The 17,623-nt window shown below is 30.1% G+C and carries 18 protein-coding genes; 9 read left to right on the forward strand and 9 right to left on the reverse strand.

All coding sequences use genetic code 11. From position 1 onward, the window contains the following. Positions 1-192 precede the first annotated feature (192 nt). Positions 193-1,461, forward strand: coding sequence for an MFS transporter (locus FDT66_RS06470; RefSeq protein ID WP_138535354.1), 1,269 nt, complete (start codon positions 193-195; stop codon positions 1,459-1,461). A gap of 70 nt (positions 1,462-1,531) precedes the next feature. On the opposite strand, the gene FDT66_RS06475 is transcribed toward FDT66_RS06470, so the two are convergent. Continuing rightward, positions 1,532-2,293 (reverse strand): DUF547 domain-containing protein, encoded by a 762-nt coding sequence (locus FDT66_RS06475; RefSeq protein WP_138535355.1) that lies wholly within the window; start codon positions 2,291-2,293, stop codon positions 1,532-1,534. 22 nt (positions 2,294-2,315) lie between these two features. On the opposite strand from FDT66_RS06475, the gene FDT66_RS06480 reads away from it, so the two are divergent. Next, positions 2,316-3,020 carry a TIGR04283 family arsenosugar biosynthesis glycosyltransferase gene (locus FDT66_RS06480; RefSeq protein WP_138535356.1) on the forward strand — a complete coding sequence of 235 codons (705 nt, stop codon included), beginning with the start codon at positions 2,316-2,318 and terminating at the stop codon, positions 3,018-3,020. Between the two features lie 58 nt (positions 3,021-3,078). Here the strand turns inward: FDT66_RS06480 and FDT66_RS06485 are convergent, their stop codons facing one another. Together FDT66_RS06485 and FDT66_RS06490 are read right to left on the reverse strand one after the other, a co-directional pair. Continuing rightward, on the reverse strand, positions 3,079-3,414 hold the full coding sequence (locus tag FDT66_RS06485; protein WP_138535357.1) for a hypothetical protein: 336 nt from the start codon (positions 3,412-3,414) through the stop codon (positions 3,079-3,081). A 298-nt stretch (positions 3,415-3,712) separates the two neighbouring features. Further along, positions 3,713-5,371 carry a glycerol-3-phosphate dehydrogenase/oxidase gene (locus FDT66_RS06490; RefSeq protein ID WP_138535358.1) on the reverse strand — a complete coding sequence of 553 codons (1,659 nt, stop codon included), beginning with the start codon at positions 5,369-5,371 and terminating at the stop codon, positions 3,713-3,715. Positions 5,372-5,548: 177 nt separating this feature from the next. Here FDT66_RS06490 and FDT66_RS06495 point away from each other — a divergent pair, with 177 nt between their 5' ends. Then, a complete protein-coding gene (locus tag FDT66_RS06495; RefSeq protein ID WP_138535359.1) occupies positions 5,549-5,983 on the forward strand; it encodes a tellurite resistance TerB family protein in 435 nt (144 codons plus the stop codon). Positions 5,984-5,987: 4 nt separating this feature from the next. Here FDT66_RS06495 and FDT66_RS06500 read toward each other — a convergent pair whose 3' ends face one another. Further along, complete coding sequence (locus FDT66_RS06500) at positions 5,988-6,530, reverse strand: pyridoxamine 5'-phosphate oxidase family protein (protein ID WP_138535360.1); 543 nt, start codon at positions 6,528-6,530, stop codon at positions 5,988-5,990. 83 nt (positions 6,531-6,613) lie between these two features. Between FDT66_RS06500 and FDT66_RS06505 the strand changes: the two genes are divergently transcribed. Next, positions 6,614-8,089, forward strand: coding sequence for a Na+/H+ antiporter NhaC family protein (locus FDT66_RS06505; RefSeq protein WP_138535361.1), 1,476 nt, complete (start codon positions 6,614-6,616; stop codon positions 8,087-8,089). A 10-nt stretch (positions 8,090-8,099) separates the two neighbouring features. Next, the gene (locus FDT66_RS06510; RefSeq protein WP_138535362.1) at positions 8,100-8,588 is read left to right on the forward strand and encodes a hypothetical protein; all 489 of its coding nucleotides are present in this window, start codon (positions 8,100-8,102) and stop codon (positions 8,586-8,588) included. A gap of 1 nt (position 8,589) precedes the next feature. Here FDT66_RS06510 and FDT66_RS06515 read toward each other — a convergent pair whose 3' ends face one another. Genes FDT66_RS06515 through pheS form a run of 4 tightly spaced genes read right to left on the reverse strand, consistent with a single transcriptional unit; the run spans position 8,590 to position 10,774 of the window. Further along, positions 8,590-8,985 (reverse strand): hypothetical protein, encoded by a 396-nt coding sequence (locus tag FDT66_RS06515; RefSeq protein ID WP_138535363.1) that lies wholly within the window; start codon positions 8,983-8,985, stop codon positions 8,590-8,592. Positions 8,986-9,021: 36 nt separating this feature from the next. Next, a complete protein-coding gene (locus FDT66_RS06520; protein ID WP_138535364.1) occupies positions 9,022-9,444 on the reverse strand; it encodes an META domain-containing protein in 423 nt (140 codons plus the stop codon). 53 nt (positions 9,445-9,497) lie between these two features. Next, positions 9,498-9,755 carry a hypothetical protein gene (locus FDT66_RS06525; RefSeq protein WP_138535365.1) on the reverse strand — a complete coding sequence of 86 codons (258 nt, stop codon included), beginning with the start codon at positions 9,753-9,755 and terminating at the stop codon, positions 9,498-9,500. Continuing rightward, entirely contained in the window at positions 9,755-10,774 is a 1,020-nt protein-coding gene (gene pheS, locus FDT66_RS06530; RefSeq protein WP_138535366.1) for a phenylalanine--tRNA ligase subunit alpha, read from the reverse strand. The genes FDT66_RS06525 and pheS overlap by 1 nt, the downstream gene beginning before the upstream one ends. 209 nt (positions 10,775-10,983) lie before the next feature. Here pheS and gdhA point away from each other — a divergent pair, with 209 nt between their 5' ends. The 3 genes from gdhA (at position 10,984) to FDT66_RS06545 (ending at position 13,891) form a co-directional block, all read left to right on the forward strand. Next, complete coding sequence (gene gdhA / locus FDT66_RS06535) at positions 10,984-12,327, forward strand: NADP-specific glutamate dehydrogenase (protein ID WP_138535367.1); 1,344 nt, start codon at positions 10,984-10,986, stop codon at positions 12,325-12,327. A gap of 84 nt (positions 12,328-12,411) precedes the next feature. Beyond that, on the forward strand, positions 12,412-13,035 hold the full coding sequence (locus FDT66_RS06540; protein WP_138535368.1) for a LysE family transporter: 624 nt from the start codon (positions 12,412-12,414) through the stop codon (positions 13,033-13,035). A 10-nt stretch (positions 13,036-13,045) separates the two neighbouring features. Beyond that, entirely contained in the window at positions 13,046-13,891 is an 846-nt protein-coding gene (locus FDT66_RS06545; RefSeq protein WP_138535369.1) for an alpha/beta hydrolase family protein, read from the forward strand. A 2-nt stretch (positions 13,892-13,893) separates the two neighbouring features. Here FDT66_RS06545 and FDT66_RS06550 read toward each other — a convergent pair whose 3' ends face one another. Further along, entirely contained in the window at positions 13,894-16,401 is a 2,508-nt protein-coding gene (locus FDT66_RS06550; RefSeq protein ID WP_138535370.1) for a BspA family leucine-rich repeat surface protein, read from the reverse strand. Positions 16,402-16,488: 87 nt separating this feature from the next. On the opposite strand from FDT66_RS06550, the gene dinB reads away from it, so the two are divergent. Continuing rightward, on the forward strand, positions 16,489-17,571 hold the full coding sequence (gene dinB, locus FDT66_RS06555) for a DNA polymerase IV (RefSeq protein WP_262709556.1): 1,083 nt from the start codon (positions 16,489-16,491) through the stop codon (positions 17,569-17,571). The last annotated feature ends 52 nt before the right edge of the window (positions 17,572-17,623 follow it).

Raw genomic sequence — 17,623 nt, forward strand, 5'->3', positions numbered from 1 at the left:
ATAACTCTATAAACTTCTGTTATGTAGTAATTTATGGTTTCATTTTTTTATACATGAAATTGATGAAATTAATATTTTTGAACCTAAAAATGTATTAATAATGGTTTTAAAAAGTATAAAACGAAACACTTTTAAAACACTATTACTAAATTGAAGTTTTGTAGATTTACCAAGAATTAAAATGAACATAAATTGGCAAAACAAGATCCTTATGCAGCTTTAAGAATAAAAGAATTCAATATTTTTTTATTTGTAAGATTTTTATTGGTTTTTGGTTGGTCTATGCAATTTATTGTGATTGAATGGCAGGTATATTCAATTACCAAAGACCCACTTTCTTTAGGAATTATTGGTTTAATGGAAATAATTCCGGCTTTTTCAATGGCATTATTTGCAGGTCATATTGTAGATCAAAGAGAAAAAAGAAACTTATTAGCCATTTGTACAGCTGCATTTTCGTTGATTAGCTTAGGGCTATTTTTATTAACTACAGATAGTGTTTTACAAAGTTGGTCTACCAATGCTATACTATATTGTATTTATGGTTTGGTATTTTTCGGTGGTTTTTTACGTTCTTTTTTTGGACCAACAATATTCTCTTTAGTGGCGTTATTGGTTCCTAAAAAAATATATCATAATGCTGCAACTTGGAGCACTAGTACTTGGAAAACAGCAGCTGTTTCTGGAGCACTTTTTGGAGGAATTTTTATAGGTAAAATAGGTGTAGATAAAACATTGTGCTTGGTTTTTATTTTGGTAATGTTGGCATTTATATTCACTTTTCTAATTAAAAAGAAACCAATTTTAAACACTAAAATTGGCGAACCAATGAAAGAAAGCTTAAAAGCTGGAGTACAATTTGTTTTTAACAACAAAGCTATTTTAGGTGTTTTAACCTTAGATATGATTGCTGTTTTGTTTGGTGGAACAGTTGCCATTTTATCGGTTTTTGCACAAGATGTTTTAAAAGTTGGTCCAGAAGGTTTTGGAGTTTTAAATGCTTCTATTTCTATGGGAAGTATTGTAACCATGTTTTTAACAACCTATATTCCTATTAACAGAAATACTGGTAAAAAAATGTTAGTTTCTGTTTTTATTTTTGGGCTAAGTATTATTGCTTTTGGATTATCATCTATTTTTTGGGTAAGTGTTTTGGCATTATTTATAAGTGGAGCTGCAGACGGAATTTCAATGGTAATTCGTCAAACAATTTTACAAATAAAAACACCTGATGATATGAGAGGTAGAGTTTCCTCTGTAAATTCTATGTTTGTAGGTTCTTCTAACGAATTAGGCGCTTTTGAAAGTGGGTTAGCGGCTAAATTAATTGGACCAGTTGCAGCAGTTGTATTTGGTGGAACAATGACTTTAATAACAGTAGTTGCAACAGGAGTTTTAAACCCAACATTAAGAGAGTTAGATTTAACCGAAGAAATAGAAGCAAACGAAAAAGAGGAATAAATTTTAAAAATAAGTTCTCTTTTTCCCTTATATATAAAATCGAATATTTTGTAAAATACTCGTCTGAAATTTATTTAGGAATTTTTCTAAAATTTCCTAAACTCAATGTCCAGTCATAATTACTAAATTTTAATTTTTTTGGTTTTTCTGGAGTAATATTATAATCCGCTAAAATTTGTCTAGCACCACACAAACCACCAAAATCTGCTCTAAACCAAGAAAATAATGAAACGGATGTTGCAGTTCTTGTTTCCTTATCGTAAGTTGTTTGCTCTTTTAGGTATTCTGTAGTCATAAAATCGAACTCGGTATCTAAATCTTCAGGAGTGAATACTGCAACTGGAGGACAACTTTTTGCGCCACAGTTTAATGCAAAATGAATTCTCCAATCGATATTTTTTACGCGTAATTTTCGTTCGTATTTTGGTCTGAAATATTTACGCAAATATCCCCAGCTTAACTTTATTCTTGAGCGTCTTAAAATATCGTGTTCAATTTCATCAAAAGACAGTGTTTCACCAGCAATTTTTACTCTTGGTTTTTTAAAATATGCACCTCTATCTTCATATTCTTTAGGGTTTTCTGTCAAAGAAATTTGTATAAATGAATTATAAACATTTACCCAAAATGCAATTTTTTGATTATCGGTTTTTAATTGGCTTACCAAATCTTCAAGAGTACTTTCTTCTAAAATTTTTACTTGTTTTTCATAAGATTTATTATCCATTATATTTTGTAGTAAATCTTGAGAAACTTCATTATAATTTACAGTATCTTGTGCTTTAAAATTAAAGGCTGAAGTTAAAATTAGTATTAAAAAAAACTTTTTCATAGAGTTTTACGTAAGTTTAAGTATGTTATTAAGTATTATAATTCCTGTTTATAATGAACAAGAAAATCTTGTAAAAAGACTGTCGTTTTTGTGTGAACAAACTAACAAAATTTCTATAGAAGTTATTGTTTCCAATTCTCCAGAGACCTCAGACAACAGTACAGAGGTGTGTAAGAATTTTGATAAAGTTACATATTTTACAAGCGATAAAAAAGGAAGAGCAGCACAAATGAATTTTGGTGCCAGTAAAGCAAATGGTGATGTTTTGTTGTTTTTGCATGCAGATGTAGCACTTCCAACGGATTTTTATCCACAAATAAAAAAAGCTATTGAAGCTGGCAATAAAGCTGGTTTTTTTGCTTACAAGTTTGATAAAGAAACTCCTTTTTTAAACTTCAACAGTAAATTTACAACTAGAGATGGTTTGTTTTCTGGAGGTGGAGATCAATGTCAGTTTTTTACAAAAGAAATATTTGAAGAGTTGAATGGCTTTAATGAAGACTTTTGTATTATGGAAGATTTCGAAATGATTGGAAGAGTAAGAAAACAAAAAATACCGTTTACAATTATTCAATCCAAGGCAACAGTAAGTGCAAGAAAATATGAAACAAACTCGTGGTTTAAGGTAAACTTAATTAATGGTTATGTTTTTTTACAATATAAATTAGGTGTGCACCCAATAAAATTGAGAAAAACCTATAAAAAACTCTTGAGGGAAAGTGTATAAAAAAACCGTTTTTTGAACTTCAAAAAACGGTTTTTTAATTTAAATTTTATTGAAAAAACTATTTAGCGAAAGTAAGCGCTGTAATTGTTTTTACTTTTGTTTTTTCTCCTGTTAATTCTCCATCTTCATCCATAACTTCAATTTCTTTTTCAGCCCAAGTAATATTGAATTTTTTTCCAATTAAATCATCGTCATACAAACTGATTTCTATTTCCTCATTAATGTCGTAGAATAAAGTTTCTTTTTTAGCATCGTCTACAAATTTATAAAAATCATCATCAGTTATTCCTTGAAAAGTTGCTGTTAATGTATTTAGATTTACAACAGTTTTAGTTGTAAAAGAAAGTGATGCAGAAATAAATAGCACGCATGCTATGGTATATAAAGTTTTCATTATTTTTAATTTTAAGATGTTTGTTTTTTTAAATATAGAAGCTGTTCTTTTTCCTTAAAAGAATTGCTTTTTGTTGAAGTAATATGAACTATATTTTCATAAGCCTTAAAATTAATAATAAGCAATACAAAGATAATTTATTTCCGAATTATTTATAAAAAAAATTGTTAAATTTTAAACAAATAAAACTATTTTTAAATACTGAAAAACAGTATTTTAAGTATCTTTTTAAAAAAACATTTTTCCGTTTATTAAAACTTAAACAGTGTAAGAATTTTTTTATTAAAAAGAAGTTTTTTTACTCGAAAGTGGTGGCTAATTTTAAATGCTTTTCTAATTCTTTTTGATGAATTTCTGTTGTTTTTTTATCCCAAGAAAAAGTAGTTTTAAATATTTGTGTTACAAATTCTTTGTGTAAATCTACACTTGGTTTGTCAAAAAACAAGCGTCCAGTTCTTCGCATAAAAAAATCTGTTGGAGTACAAGTCATTTCATTTTCGATACAAAATAAAACTTCGGCTCTTATCATTTTCTTTTTTTCACCTTCTTCAGACATTCCTAATGATAAATCATCATATTTCTGTAAAATAATATCTGTTTGTTTTCCATAGTTATATACTAAGTATTTTGCATCTTTTTCATCAAAACCTACTTCAGCAATTCTATTATGAATAGCATCAATATAACTTTTAACCTCTTTAAAGTTTTCAAAAGTTCCACCAGAAAGTATAATTTCTTTGGTTTTAATTTCACCAAACTTTTTGTCAAACCTTCGTTCGTATTTTTTTTCAACCAAATCTACAATACGTTCTGCCATTTTTCTGTAACCTGTTAATTTTCCACCAGCAATAGAAATGAGTTCTGTGTCAGACACAAAAATTTCATCTTTTCGAGACAATTCACTTGCAGATTTTCCTTCTTCATGAATCAAAGGACGCAAACCAGCCCAAGACGATTGAATATCACTTAAAGAAATATTAATTTCTGGAAACATATTATTTACGGCTGATATTAAGTAAGTTGCGTCTACCAAACTTGTTTCTACGTTGTCTTTATCTTGTTGATAGTTGGTGTCTGTTGTTCCAAAATAAGTAACTCTTCCTCGCGGAATTGCAAACATCATTCGTCCATCTGGAATATCAAAATAAACAGATTGTTTTACGGGTAATTTTTCGTGGGCAACTACCAAATGAACACCTTTGGTTAAGTGCAAACGCTTGCCAGTTTTAGAGTGATTGGTTTGTCGTAAAGTATCTACCCAAGGTCCAGTTGCATTCACAACGTATTTTGCTTTAATATCAAAAGTAGTGTCAGAAAAAGTATCTTTTACTTTTGCGCCAACCACTCTTTCATCTTCATAAATAAATTCGGAAGCTTCTGTATAATTTATAATTTTTGCATCATAATCTAAGGCAGTTTTTAAAACTTCTAAAGTTAAACGCGCATCATCTGTCCTATATTCTGCATAATAACCTGCACCGTTTAAAATATCTTTTGGCAGTAAAGGTTCTTTTTTTAGCGCTTTCTTTTTATCTAACATTTTACGTTTGTCTTCACCTTCTACAGACGCCAAAATATCGTACACTTTTAAACCAATTGAAGTCAACCAAGATCCGTAAGTTCCACCGTCAATTAAAGGTAGAATCATTTTTTCTGGAATGACTAAATGTGGTGCTAATTTATGTACAATGGCACGTTCTGTTCCTACTTCTTTTACCAACCAAAAATCGAATTGTTTCAAATAACGCAAACCACCATGAATAAGTTTTGTAGATTTACTTGAGGTTCCAGAAGCAAAGTCATTTTTTTCAATTAAAGCAACCTTCATACCACGTGAAGCAGCATCTAAAGCAATACCTGCACCTGTAATACCACCTCCAATTATTAAAATATCGAATTCTGTGGTTTGTAAATCTTTGGTAATTTTTTCTCTGTTGAAGTAAGAAAATTTTTTCATAGTAATAGGTCTATTATTTGTAATTTTTCATAGAAATGGTAATGCCTACTAAAATACGAAAAAGCAAAACATTCATTTTGAATTTTTATAGTTTTTTAAGTTAAAATTTTTTACCAAAAAATGTAATTTTATTTCATTTACAGCTTTTTATGTTTTATTTTTATAAAAAAAGTAAAAATGTCATTTTCAAATATATATTTAACAGGAAAACACAAACAGGAAATTGGTCATTTTGCCAATATTGTAAAAATTGCAAAAGTAGATGGTAAAATTACAGATGATGAAAAAGACTTGCTGATAAAAGTGGGTAAAAGGCTAAATATTACGTTAGACGAATTTTCGATTATTTTAAATAACCCAGAAAAATTCCCAATAAATCCGCCTGTAAGTTACGAGGAAAGAATTGAGCGTTTGTATCGCTTAACAAAAATGATTTTGATAGATGGTGAAGCACATTTAAAAGAAACAAAATTATTTAAAAAAATTGCTGTAGGCTTGCATTTTTCAAATGAAAGAACAGAAAAGGTTTGTGCAAAAGCAATTGAATTGGTACTTAAAAAAGCAGATTTAGATGAATTTACAGAAACGATTAAAAAGGTAGATAGTAATTAATCTTTTACTCTAAAATATGAGTTGGCAACCCATCAATACTTTGTTGGTTCGTTTTTTTCCAATAGTTTTTTATACCCTCTTTTCCTTGTTCTTTAGCCCAATCGTTTAAATCATTTCTTTCACCTTTGTATTCCATGTAAGGAATTGACATTCCGCACGAAGTTTGTGCAGATTCAACCTGAATATCAAAAATTTGTCGCGTTCCAGGAGTTTCTGGAAATAAGGAAATTAATTCATCCCAAGAAGCATCTCCTTCTTTTATTTCTTTTCCTTTTCCATACAAACGTAAAATATTTGGTACTTTTTCGAATGAACAAAACATAATAGTAATACGTTCATTTTCTAATAAATGCGCAGCAGTTTCATTGCCACTACCTGTAACGTTTAGCCATAAAACCCTATTTTCTTCAATAATTCTGAAAGAATCCATTCCTTTTGGCGATAAATTTATTCTTCCGGAAGTTGGAGCAGTTGCCACAAAAAATATTTTTTGAACTTCTATAAATTTTTGAAGTCGGGATGTGATTTTAGTGTAGAATTTAGACATTTTAAAGTTCAATTTGAAACTACGAATTTACAACATCTAAAATTATTAATTTCTTACCTTTAGCCAAAATAAAAACCATTTGTATGGAATACGGATTTCTTTCAGTAATACCACCCATTGTTGCCATTATTTTAGCGTTAAGAACCAAACAAGTGTACATTGCTTTGTTATTTGGAATTTGGTTTTCTTGGTTGATAATTGAAGGCTGGAATCCATTAAACGGAACTTTAGCCATGATTGAAGGAATGGTAAACGTTTTTCAAGACAAAGGAAGTACAAGAACTATTATGTTTAGTGCTTTGGTTGGAGCGCTGTTAATTTTTATTCAATTTTCGAGAGGAGTAGAAGGATTTATCAATATTATTAATAAAAAATTGGTAAAATATGAAAACAAAAAATCGGGTTACAGCAGAGTAATGGTGCAAATTTTAGCAACTTTTACAGGACTTTTATTGTTTGTAGAAACGAGTATTTCTTCTTTAACTGTTGGGACTTTATATCGTCCAATTTTCGATAAATTAGGAATTCCGCGTGAAAAACTGGCTTACATTGCAGATTCGAGTTCTGCACCATCCTCCATATTAATTCCTTTTAATGCTTGGGGCGCATTTATTATGGGATTGTTACTCACACAAGGAATTGACAAGCCTTTTGCAATGATGATTGCTTCGATTAAATACAATTTTTATCCAATTTTAGCAATCGGAATTTTGTTTTTTATCATTTTATCAAGAAAGGATTTTGGTCCCATGAAAAAAGCCGAAAAAAGAACCAAAGAAACAGGAATGTTACTAAATAAAGGTTCAAAACCAATGGTTTCAGATGAGGTAACTTCATTTCCCCCAAAAGAAGGCATTCCTGCAAGAGCTTATAATATGGTTGTACCATTAGCAACCATGGTTTTTATGATGCCAATAAATTTAATTTACACAGGTTGGAATGAGGTCAAAGACTTCTCATCAACTTTTGATCATATAAAACAAGCAATTGGTGCAGGTTCTGGTTCATCATCTGTTTTATATGCTGTAATTACAGCGCTTTTAGTCGCAATTACAATGTATACCATTCAAGGATTTTTAAAACCAAAAGAAGCTGTAAACTTAACTTTAAAAGGAATTAGCGAGCTAATGCCATTAGCACTATTAATGTTATTAGCATTTGCAATTGGAAACGCTTGTAAAGAGTTAGAAACTGGAGTTTATGTAGCAAATGCAACCAAAGAATGGTTATCACCTCAATTATTACCAGCTGTTGTTTTTATAATTAGTTCTTTTATTGCATTTTCCACAGGAACTTCTTGGGGAACTTTTGCAATTATGTTGCTAATTTCAATACCAATGGCTAATACTCATGGAGCAGACGTAACAATTGTGGTTGCAGCCACTTTAGGAGGAGGAATTTTCGGAGACCATTGTTCGCCAATTTCAGACACTTCTATCATTTCGTCTATGGCTTCTGCTAGCGATCATATAGATCATGTAAAAACACAATTACCTTATGCTTTGGTTGGTGGCGCAATCACTGTTATTTTGTATTTGATTATTGGGTTTTTTGGGTAAAATAAATTTTATGAAAGAGAACAAAATATTTAAAAAAACAACGAAAACAATAAGTGATGGTGCTGACCAAATTATAGATCAACTTAAAAACGGACTTTCTAAAATCGGAGATTTAGGAACGAATACAAAAAACAAGTTTATTGATTATGTTAAAGATGTTTTTAGTGTTTTACCATTATTAGAAAAAGCAGGTTTTAGAACAAATAGATTAATTGTTGGAGTTTCAATTCCGCCCTCAGTGGAAATTCATTTTAGTAGATTTAAGGAAATTAATCAGAATGAAATCGATATTTTAAATGAGGAATACAGAGATAAGAAAATGTTTAAATTGATTTTAAAATCATTATTGATGTCTAATGAATTTCAATCAAAATTATCATCAGAAAGTTTAGTTTTTGCAGAAACCTGTATTGAAATTTCAATTCCACCAAAAGTGAGTATTAAATACTTAAATAAAGATATTGCAAACCTGATTAAACTAGAAGCTGATTTTGATTAATTTACTTCACCAAAACCCCACGTTTTTTCAATTCAGGAATTTCTCTTAAAGCACCTTCTTTAACCGTGTTTTTTTTGAATAAAAATGTTTTTTCATACAAAGTATTTCCTTCGAAAAAAGTTACTTGAAAACGATTGTTTAGTTTGAATAGTTCTGGTTGCATAAACTCAATTTTTGCAAAAGAATTTGCTGGGAGTTTTTCTACTTTTTTACGCAATAAAGAAGTCGTTTTTTTCTCCGAAAAACCTTGTGAAACAATCACTACCATTTCTAAATCAACATTTTTATTGTTGATAAGATATACATTCCAATCATTGGTGTTGTAAATATCGTTAAACTCATAAACAACAGCCATTTCTACGTTGGTAACTTCTGGTATTTTAATGTCTTTTTTCATATATGCTGAATTTATTTCAAAATAATTAAAAGGTTATTATTTTGTAAAAACGAGTATTTTTTGTCCTTCAGCATTAAAGAAAGTTAATGTTTTATCGTCAACAGAATAGGTATCTATTTTTGATAATAATGAACCAAAAGCATCAGCAATTTTCATTTCTGCACACATCATTTTTGTTTCACCAAACATAGAAAATTCGATGTTTTTTTCTTCAATAGTATTTATAGATGAAAAGAAGTTATTACAACCATTATTACCATTTACTTTTTCTTCTTCTATGGTAATAAAAGGAGTTTTTTGATGGTTGGTAAGTTCTTCTTTGGTAATATTTGCTATTTTAGAAACAGTCCAAGTTCCTTTAATATCGTTTAAAAAGTCTGCTTTCGTTTTCTTATTTTCTGAATTTGTACTACAAGAAACCATAAGAATTGTACAAAAAATTAAAAGTATATTTTTCATTGTATTTATTTTAGAAATAATATTTCAAAAAGTATACCAACTATTGGTTTAGGTTACCAAATTTTATAAAAAGCTTCCTTAGAAATTTGGGTACCATCACAATCTTCGATTGTTAAGGTATGTTCACCTAAATTTCCAAATTTATCTTTTGGGTTTTCTTCGCTATATTTTAAAACTTTTCCATTTTGATATACAGTAATTTGTTTCAAAATTTCGTCAGCATCATTGGTCTCAAAATACCAAGTAGAGTTTCCCCAGTTAGAGTATTCATCATCTCTTCCTTCATCCCAAAATTGTGTGAAGTAATTCATTAAATTACCGACTTAAATTGTTCTAAGAAACGTTTATCATTTTCGTAGAACATTCTAATATCTGGTATTTGATACAATAACATTGCAATACGCTCTATTCCCATTCCAAAGGCGTAACCAGAGTATTTTGTTGGATCTATATTGGCGTTTTTAAGTACGTTTGGATCTACCATTCCACAACCCATAATTTCTAACCAACCAGTACCTTTTGTAATTCTGTAATCGGTTTCAGTTTCTAATCCCCAATAAATATCTACTTCTGCACTTGGTTCAGTAAATGGGAAATAAGATGGACGTAAACGTATTTTCGACTTTCCAAACATCTCTTTTGTAAAGTACAAAAGTGTTTGTTTTAAATCGGCAAAAGAAACATCAGTATCTATATACAAACCTTCTACTTGATGAAAAATACAATGTGCTCTTGCAGAAATATCTTCATTTCTAAAAACTCTTCCTGGAGAAATTGTACGAATTGGTGGTTCGTTTTCTTCCATGTAACGCACTTGCACAGAAGAGGTGTGTGTTCTTAATAAAATATCTGGATCTTGTTCAATAAAAAACGTGTCTTGCATGTCTCTTGCAGGATGATACTCTGGCAAGTTCAATGCAGTAAAATTATGCCAATCGTCTTCAATTTCTGGACCTTCAGAAACTGTGAAACCAATTCTGTTAAAAACCTCTATAATTTGATTTTTTACTAATGAAATTGGATGACGAGAACCCAATTCAATTGGTTCTGCAGGACGCGTTAAATCGCCGTAAAATGATTGTTGACTCGAAGAACTTTCTAAAGCATCTGTTAATTCCGCTACTTTTCCTTCTGCAGATTTCTTTAAATTGTTTAAAGCTTGTCCGAAATCTTTTCGAAGTTCTGCATCTACATTTTTAAATTCAGCAAATAAATCTTTTAGCAAGCCTTTGCTTCCTAAATATTTAATTCTAAACGCCTCAACTTCATCTTTAGTGGTTGCGTTAAACGCTTTTACATCTCCAATAAGTTCTTTTACTTTATCTAACATTTTCGGGTAAAATTGAGCCACAAATTTAGTGTTTTTTGTAGAGTTTTATCAACCTAAAACCTAAAAAACCATAACAGCTTCCGAAATCGATTGAAATAAGGTTAAAAACAAGTTAAATAAAATATATTTTTTATTTTGTCAAATTATAAATTACCTATCTTTGTTATATTAAATTTTTATATAATTCGTAAAAAATCATATTTAAAACTATGGAGTTAAAAATAAATGAGTTTATGGAAATGGTTAAAAGTAGAAATAACCATGAGCCAGAATTTTTACAAGCCGTTCAAGAAGTAGCAGAAACTGTAATACCTTATATTGTTAATCACGATATTTATCACGGAAAAAATATTTTATTAAGAATGGTAGAGCCAGAAAGATTAATTTCTTTTCGTGTTTCTTGGGTAGATGATGATGGAGAGATTCAAGTAAATAGAGGGTACAGAATACAAATGAATTCGGCAATTGGCCCATATAAAGGAGGTTTGCGTTTTCATCCAACAGTAAATGCAAGTATTTTAAAGTTTTTAGCTTTTGAACAAGTATTTAAAAACTCATTAACCACATTGCCAATGGGTGGTGGAAAAGGTGGCTCTGATTTTGATCCAAAAGGGAAATCAGACAACGAAATTATGCGTTTTTGTCACGCTTTTATGAGCGAATTATTCAGACATATTGGCCCTAATACAGATGTTCCTGCTGGAGATATTGGTGTTGGAGCAAGAGAAATTGGTTTTATGTTTGGGATGTATAAAAAACTAAATAACGAATTTACTGGAGTTTTAACAGGAAAAGGACAATCTTGGGGTGGTTCTTTAATACGACCAGAAGCTACAGGTTATGGAACGGTATATTTTGCACAAAATATGTTACAACGTAAAGACGATTCTTTTGATGGTAAAAAAGTAGTAATTTCTGGTTCTGGAAATGTTGCTCAATTTGCTGCAGAAAAAGCAATCGAATTAGGCGCAACAATTTTAACGTTATCAGATTCTGGAGGTTATATTTTAGATGAAGATGGTATAGATACTGAGAAATTGAAGCATATAATGCATATTAAAAACGAAAAACGTGGTAGAATAAGCGAGTATGTAGATAAATATCCAGATGCAAAGTATTTTGAAGGCGAAAGACCTTGGTCTGTAAAATGTGATATTGCTTTACCATGTGCCACTCAAAATGAGTTGAATGGAGACGAAGCAAAACAATTAATTAAAAATGGTTGTATGTGTGTTTCTGAAGGTGCAAACATGCCTTCTACACCAGATGCAATTCATGAATTTCAAAAAGGAAAAATTTTGTTTGCTCCAGGAAAAGCATCTAATGCTGGTGGAGTAGCAACTTCTGGATTAGAAATGAGCCAGAATTCTTTAAGAATTTCTTGGTCTAGAGAAGAAGTAGATTCTAGATTAAAAGATATTATGGAAGACATTCATGATTCATGTGTAAAATATGGTGAAAACGAAGATGGATCAATTGATTACATTAGAGGAGCAAATATTGCAGGTTTCGTAAAAGTTGCAGACGCAATGTTAGCACAAGGTGTTATTTAAAAAACCTTTATAAGTTACTATAAATTGGAAACGCATCAATATCTTGATGCGTTTTTTCGTTTATTTGTGCATCTAAAATATTTTATGAACGTACTAATTTTTATCCTTTTTGGTTTTTTTATTGCTGCTGGAGGCAGTATTACTCCTAGTTTTTTAAATTTAACAGTTGTAAAATTTAGTTTAAGAAATGGAAAAAAAGCTGCTTTTTATTTAATTGGTGGTTATGCAACTATTTTGTTTTTTCAAGCGAATATTGGAGCTTATTTGGCTAGCATTTTAATGAAAAACTCAGAATATATCACGCTGATTCAAAAAATAGGAACAGGAATTTTATTTTTATTGTCTATCAATTTTTTTCGATTGCATTTTACATCAAAAGTTATCAAAGAAAAGCAGGAAATTCCAAAATCTAAGGCATATTTTCATGGAATAATGATGTCTTCATTAAACACAATTGCAATTCCTTTTTATTTCACATCTATATCACTTTTAATAGGGTTACAATATTTTGAATACTCATTATTAAATGCATTTTATTTTTCTATTGGATCTACTTTAGGTTCATTTACTCTATACTCTATATACGCAATTGTTGCAGAAAAAATTGAACATAAATTACAATATATTGCTACTAAAATGGATTTTATTTTAGGATGTTTAACAGGAGTTGTAGCTCTTGGAAATCTTATTTATTTAATTTATAAATAACCTATTGTTAATGAAAACTTTAAAAAACTTTATTGTTGAAGGAAAACATGAAAAACCAATTATTACAGACGTTTTTTACAAAGAAACACATCAACCCAAAAACGTAGTCGTTTTTTGTCACGGATACAAAGGGTTTAAAGATTGGGGTGCTTGGAATTTAATGGCAAAAGCATTTGCTGAAGCTGGTTTTTTCTTTGTAAAATTCAATTTTTCACACAATGGAGGTACTTTGGAGCAACCTATAGATTTTCCAGATTTAGAAGCTTTTGGAAACAATAATTACATTAAAGAATTAGACGATTTAGAAAGTATTTTAGATTGGATATCTAACAATTCAGATTTTAAAAATGAAATAAATATTAATGACATTTCAATCATCGGTCATAGTAGAGGAGGAGGAATTGTTACTATAAAAACTGCTGAAGATTCTCGTGTTAAAAAACTAATTTCTTTGGCTGCAGTTTGCGATTTTGGTTCAAGAAGTTCAACAATTGGCGATTTAGAAAATTGGAAAAAAACAGGAGTAAAATATGTTTTAAACGGACGAACAAAACAAAAAATGCCACATTTTTATCAGTTTTATATTAATTTTAAAGAAAACGAAGAACGATTAAATATTGAAAGGTCAGCAAAAAAAATTACAGTTCCACACTTAATAATTCATGGAAATACAGACACTTCAATTTCTGTAGAAGAAGCAAAAAAAATACATTCTTGGAACCCTAAAAGCACGCTAAAAATCATTAAAAATGCAGATCATGTTTTTAATGTTTCTCACCCTTGGGAAAAAGAAGAAATGACGAAAGCATTAAAAGAGGTTACTACAACTTGTATTGATTTTATAAATAACAATTAAGCTTATTTAAGAAATATTTTTTTTGAAAACATTCCTTTTTTTGAGTTTAATTTTAAAATGTAAACACCATTTTTAAAATTTAAAAGAGAAACTTTTTTATTTCTATCATTATTTTCCAAAGCAATTTCTTTTAACTTTTTCCCTAAAACATCAAAAACAGTAAGTTTTGTAACGTTTTCTAAAGCTCCCTTAATATTTAGTGTTTTATTTTCCGAGATAAAAATATTTACATTTTGTAAACTTTCATTTTTAATGTTTAACGTTTTATAACTTGTATGAAGAAAAAAACGACCAACTCCATCATAGCCTTCGTCTAAATCTATAGAAATATTCTTGTTTTCTTCTAGTTTTGTAAAGGTATTTAAATAACGATCTTCTAAATAAATGTTGATTCCTTCTGGTTTGTTTTGAGAAATAATTTTGAAATCAATTTGTCTATCTCCTTTAATTCCAACAGGAATAATATTGTTTTCAAAATTACTATTTGGTAAGGTTTGAATAGCCAAATTTTTACTATTAATATCACTTACAAGTTTTGTATATATATTTAAGTTTCCTACACCAGAAAACTGTGAGCTATCATAGCCATTATCAAACCCAGTTGTTTTGTTTTTATAATAAAAAATGTTAGTATTTTTTTTATAATTGTCTAAATTAGATACAACTAGTTCTAAAGAAAAAATTTGATTTTCTATTTTATTAAAAACATCTGTTGCTTGGTGACTTTGCCATGATTCTAAATAATTAAAAGTTCCACTTCCAGAAGCATCAACAAAAAAACCTTGTCCTGGTGCAATAAACCTTGCTGCAGAAGCATTATTTATGGTAACATAATCATCGATTGTATTGTCCCAAAGCCAAAGTGTTTCTTCACTTAAAACGCTTGTGTTGTTGCTTAGTAAATTATTTGCGTTGGCATTTGAATTTGCGGGTAAATAAGATGGAAAAGGATTTCCAATTAAATTGGAATTATCAATAGTTCCTGTTGAAACAGAAATTGAAACATCTGTTGTTGGCATATTTCCTGTAAAACTAATACTTCCAGTGCTTGAAAGTTGTACTCCATAACCTTTTCCGTTAGTTAAAGAACCTGTAGAACTTGGTTGATAAAATATGTAACCAGTTCCAGCGAAGCCCATAGTTGTGCTATTATCATAATAATACAAACCAACATTACCATTTCCTGTGTTTAAAGTATTACTACTAATAAAGTTTTCAACTGTTTCACCAACAACTGGAGGAGATGCGTTGTAATACTTTTGTCCATTCGCAATATCTCTTGTGTAAGTTAGGTTGCCAGTAGAAGTTCCAGAAATAATTAAAGAACTACCAGAATTTAAAGATAAACCACTATTGGTAGTAAGATTACCATTTACAGTCAAAGCCCCAGACACAGAAAGTGAAGCTCCAGAGTTTATGGTCAAATCATTTATATTTGCAGTTGTACTGATATCAATATTAGGATAATTTGTAGCTGTTGGTATAGTTACATTTAAACTACATTCAGGCACGTAACCATCCAACCAATTTGTAGTTTCAGACCAATTACTGTCTGTACTTCCAGTCCAAGTGAAAGAGGTTAATTCTCCTCCATCAGTAAAAGTCCAACTATAAGTAGCAATTATACTAGCTTTTGCTGCGATTGCTGCAGGAGAGCAATGTTTAGAACTTCCTCCATGAAAAGCAATTCCTGTTTGCAATGTTTGTGCCTCCCAGCCAATTAAAAGAGCATTATAATTTGCTAAAGATAATTTAGCTCCCTGAAATATATTATTCATAGATGTAACACCACTAACATCCCAACCGCTAATATCTTGGTCAAATGCACTATTTCTAAAAGTATTATTCATGGTGGTTGCAGAGGTCGTTGTCCATCCAGAAATATCTTGATTAAATAATGAAGCTCCATTAAACAAATTATTAAAATTTGTAACCCCACTTACTACCCAATTACTAATATCTTCATTAAATGAAGTGCAGTTTCTAAACATTTGAGCAATGTTTGTTAGGTTACTCATATTCCAACTATTCCAATTTGTTGTACTACCAGTTCCAATTGCAGTAGCATCTCTAAACATTCTTAAAGTAGTCAAGCAAGAAGTTAAATTAGGTGTATCAGAAGCATTAATTACTAAATTTGAACAACCATCAAAAGCTCTAGACATACTCGTCCAAACTTGATTTGTACCCCATTGTTCTACAGATAAAATCTTATCTTTATCTCCAGTGGCATTAAAATAAATTCTATTAAATGTACCTGTTATGGTAACAGTATAAGTATTTGCAGTTGTATAAGTATGTGAAGCGTTACCTGTATATGTCGTTAAATCACTTGAACCATCACCCCAATTTACATTGTAACTATATCCAACTCCAGTAGTTGGTATGGTTATGGTTTCGCCTGCGGTTGTAGTTTGCCATGTTGTTATAAACTCAGTTTGAGCTATACATTTAGAGGAAATTAATAAGAACACGAAAACTAAAAAAATGCGTTTATGGGGGAATAACATATCATTTTAATTTACCATAAATATACACTAAAATTTTGAGTTTTCATAATTGGTAACTAGGCACTAGATGTCGTATTTTTACATTCATTGGAAGCTAAAAATAAATATAGAAAAATTATTCATGTAGATATGGATGCATTTTATGCCTCTGTAGCAGAATTAGACAACCCAGAATTAAGAGGTAAAGCTATTGCAGTTGGTGGTGGTGGAGATAGAGGTGTAGTTTCTGCAGCAAGTTATGAAGCACGAAAATTTGGTGTAAAATCTGCGATGAGTAATGTTTTAGCGAAGAAAAAATGTCCACATTTAATTTTTGTAAAATCTGATTTTGCACGCTATAAAGAGCTATCAGCAAAAATTAGAGAAATTTTTTACGAGTATACAGATTTGGTTGAACCACTTTCTCTGGATGAAGCTTATTTAGACGTTACCGAAAACAAAAAGGGAAACCCGTCTGCAAACGATATTGCTAGAGAAATTCGCCAGAGAATTTATGACGAAACAGGTTTACGAGCTTCTGCAGGAATTTCCATTAACAAATTTATTGCAAAAGTAGCTTCAGATATCAACAAACCTAATGGGCAAAAAACGGTTCATCCAGAAGAGGTTATTAAATTCTTAGAAGAATTACCCGTAAATAAATTTTATGGAGTTGGTAAAGTTACTGCTGCAAAAATGTATAATTTGGGCATTTTTGTTGGAAATGATTTAAAGAAAAAATCGCTGGAAGAATTGGTAACTTTATTCGGAAAATCTGGTACCCATTATTACAATATTGTTCGAGGTATTCATAATAGCGCTGTAAAACCTAATAGAATTCGCAAGTCTTTAGCAGCAGAAAGAACGTTTAGTGAAAACATTTCATCAGAAATTTTTATGATTGAAAAGTTAGATAAAATTGCAGATGAATTGGAAAGAAGAATGCTAAAAAACGATACGAAAGGAAAAACCATCACCTTAAAGATTAAATATTCCGACTTTACACAGCAAACGAGAAGCAAAACAAAAACATATTTTATGCAAAAGAAAAAAGATTTTTTTCCTGTGGTAAAAGAGTTGTTATTTCAAGATAAATTGGTAAATTCTGTGCGTTTATTAGGAATTTCTTTCGGGAACTTAAACACAGAAATTAAAGAACCAGTTTGGGTACAGTTAAAGTTTGATTTTTAACGCACAGCGTTTTTAAGTATTTTATCAGCAGTATGTAATTCCTGTGAAAACA

This window comes from Polaribacter aestuariivivens, assembly GCF_005885675.1.
GTDB lineage: Bacteria > Bacteroidota > Bacteroidia > Flavobacteriales > Flavobacteriaceae > Polaribacter > Polaribacter aestuariivivens.

What these genes read in the sequence shown, in the direction of transcription:
- FDT66_RS06475 (WP_138535355.1), bottom strand. Translation starts at nt 2,293, where the DNA reads ATGAAAAAGTTTTTTTTAATACTAATTTTAACTTCAGCCTTTAATTTT.
- FDT66_RS06480 (WP_138535356.1), top strand. Translation starts at nt 2,316, where the DNA reads ATGTTATTAAGTATTATAATTCCTGTTTATAATGAACAAGAAAATCTT.
- FDT66_RS06485 (WP_138535357.1), bottom strand. Translation starts at nt 3,414, where the DNA reads ATGAAAACTTTATATACCATAGCATGCGTGCTATTTATTTCTGCATCA.
- FDT66_RS06490 (WP_138535358.1), bottom strand. Translation starts at nt 5,371, where the DNA reads ATGAAAAAATTTTCTTACTTCAACAGAGAAAAAATTACCAAAGATTTA.
- FDT66_RS06495 (WP_138535359.1), top strand. Translation starts at nt 5,549, where the DNA reads ATGTCATTTTCAAATATATATTTAACAGGAAAACACAAACAGGAAATT.
- FDT66_RS06500 (WP_138535360.1), bottom strand. Translation starts at nt 6,530, where the DNA reads ATGTCTAAATTCTACACTAAAATCACATCCCGACTTCAAAAATTTATA.
- FDT66_RS06505 (WP_138535361.1), top strand. Translation starts at nt 6,614, where the DNA reads ATGGAATACGGATTTCTTTCAGTAATACCACCCATTGTTGCCATTATT.
- FDT66_RS06510 (WP_138535362.1), top strand. Translation starts at nt 8,100, where the DNA reads ATGAAAGAGAACAAAATATTTAAAAAAACAACGAAAACAATAAGTGAT.
- FDT66_RS06515 (WP_138535363.1), bottom strand. Translation starts at nt 8,985, where the DNA reads ATGAAAAAAGACATTAAAATACCAGAAGTTACCAACGTAGAAATGGCT.
- FDT66_RS06520 (WP_138535364.1), bottom strand. Translation starts at nt 9,444, where the DNA reads ATGAAAAATATACTTTTAATTTTTTGTACAATTCTTATGGTTTCTTGT.
- FDT66_RS06525 (WP_138535365.1), bottom strand. Translation starts at nt 9,755, where the DNA reads ATGAATTACTTCACACAATTTTGGGATGAAGGAAGAGATGATGAATAC.
- pheS (WP_138535366.1), bottom strand. Translation starts at nt 10,774, where the DNA reads ATGTTAGATAAAGTAAAAGAACTTATTGGAGATGTAAAAGCGTTTAAC.
- gdhA (WP_138535367.1), top strand. Translation starts at nt 10,984, where the DNA reads ATGGAGTTAAAAATAAATGAGTTTATGGAAATGGTTAAAAGTAGAAAT.
- FDT66_RS06540 (WP_138535368.1), top strand. Translation starts at nt 12,412, where the DNA reads ATGAACGTACTAATTTTTATCCTTTTTGGTTTTTTTATTGCTGCTGGA.
- FDT66_RS06545 (WP_138535369.1), top strand. Translation starts at nt 13,046, where the DNA reads ATGAAAACTTTAAAAAACTTTATTGTTGAAGGAAAACATGAAAAACCA.
- FDT66_RS06550 (WP_138535370.1), bottom strand. Translation starts at nt 16,401, where the DNA reads ATGTTATTCCCCCATAAACGCATTTTTTTAGTTTTCGTGTTCTTATTA.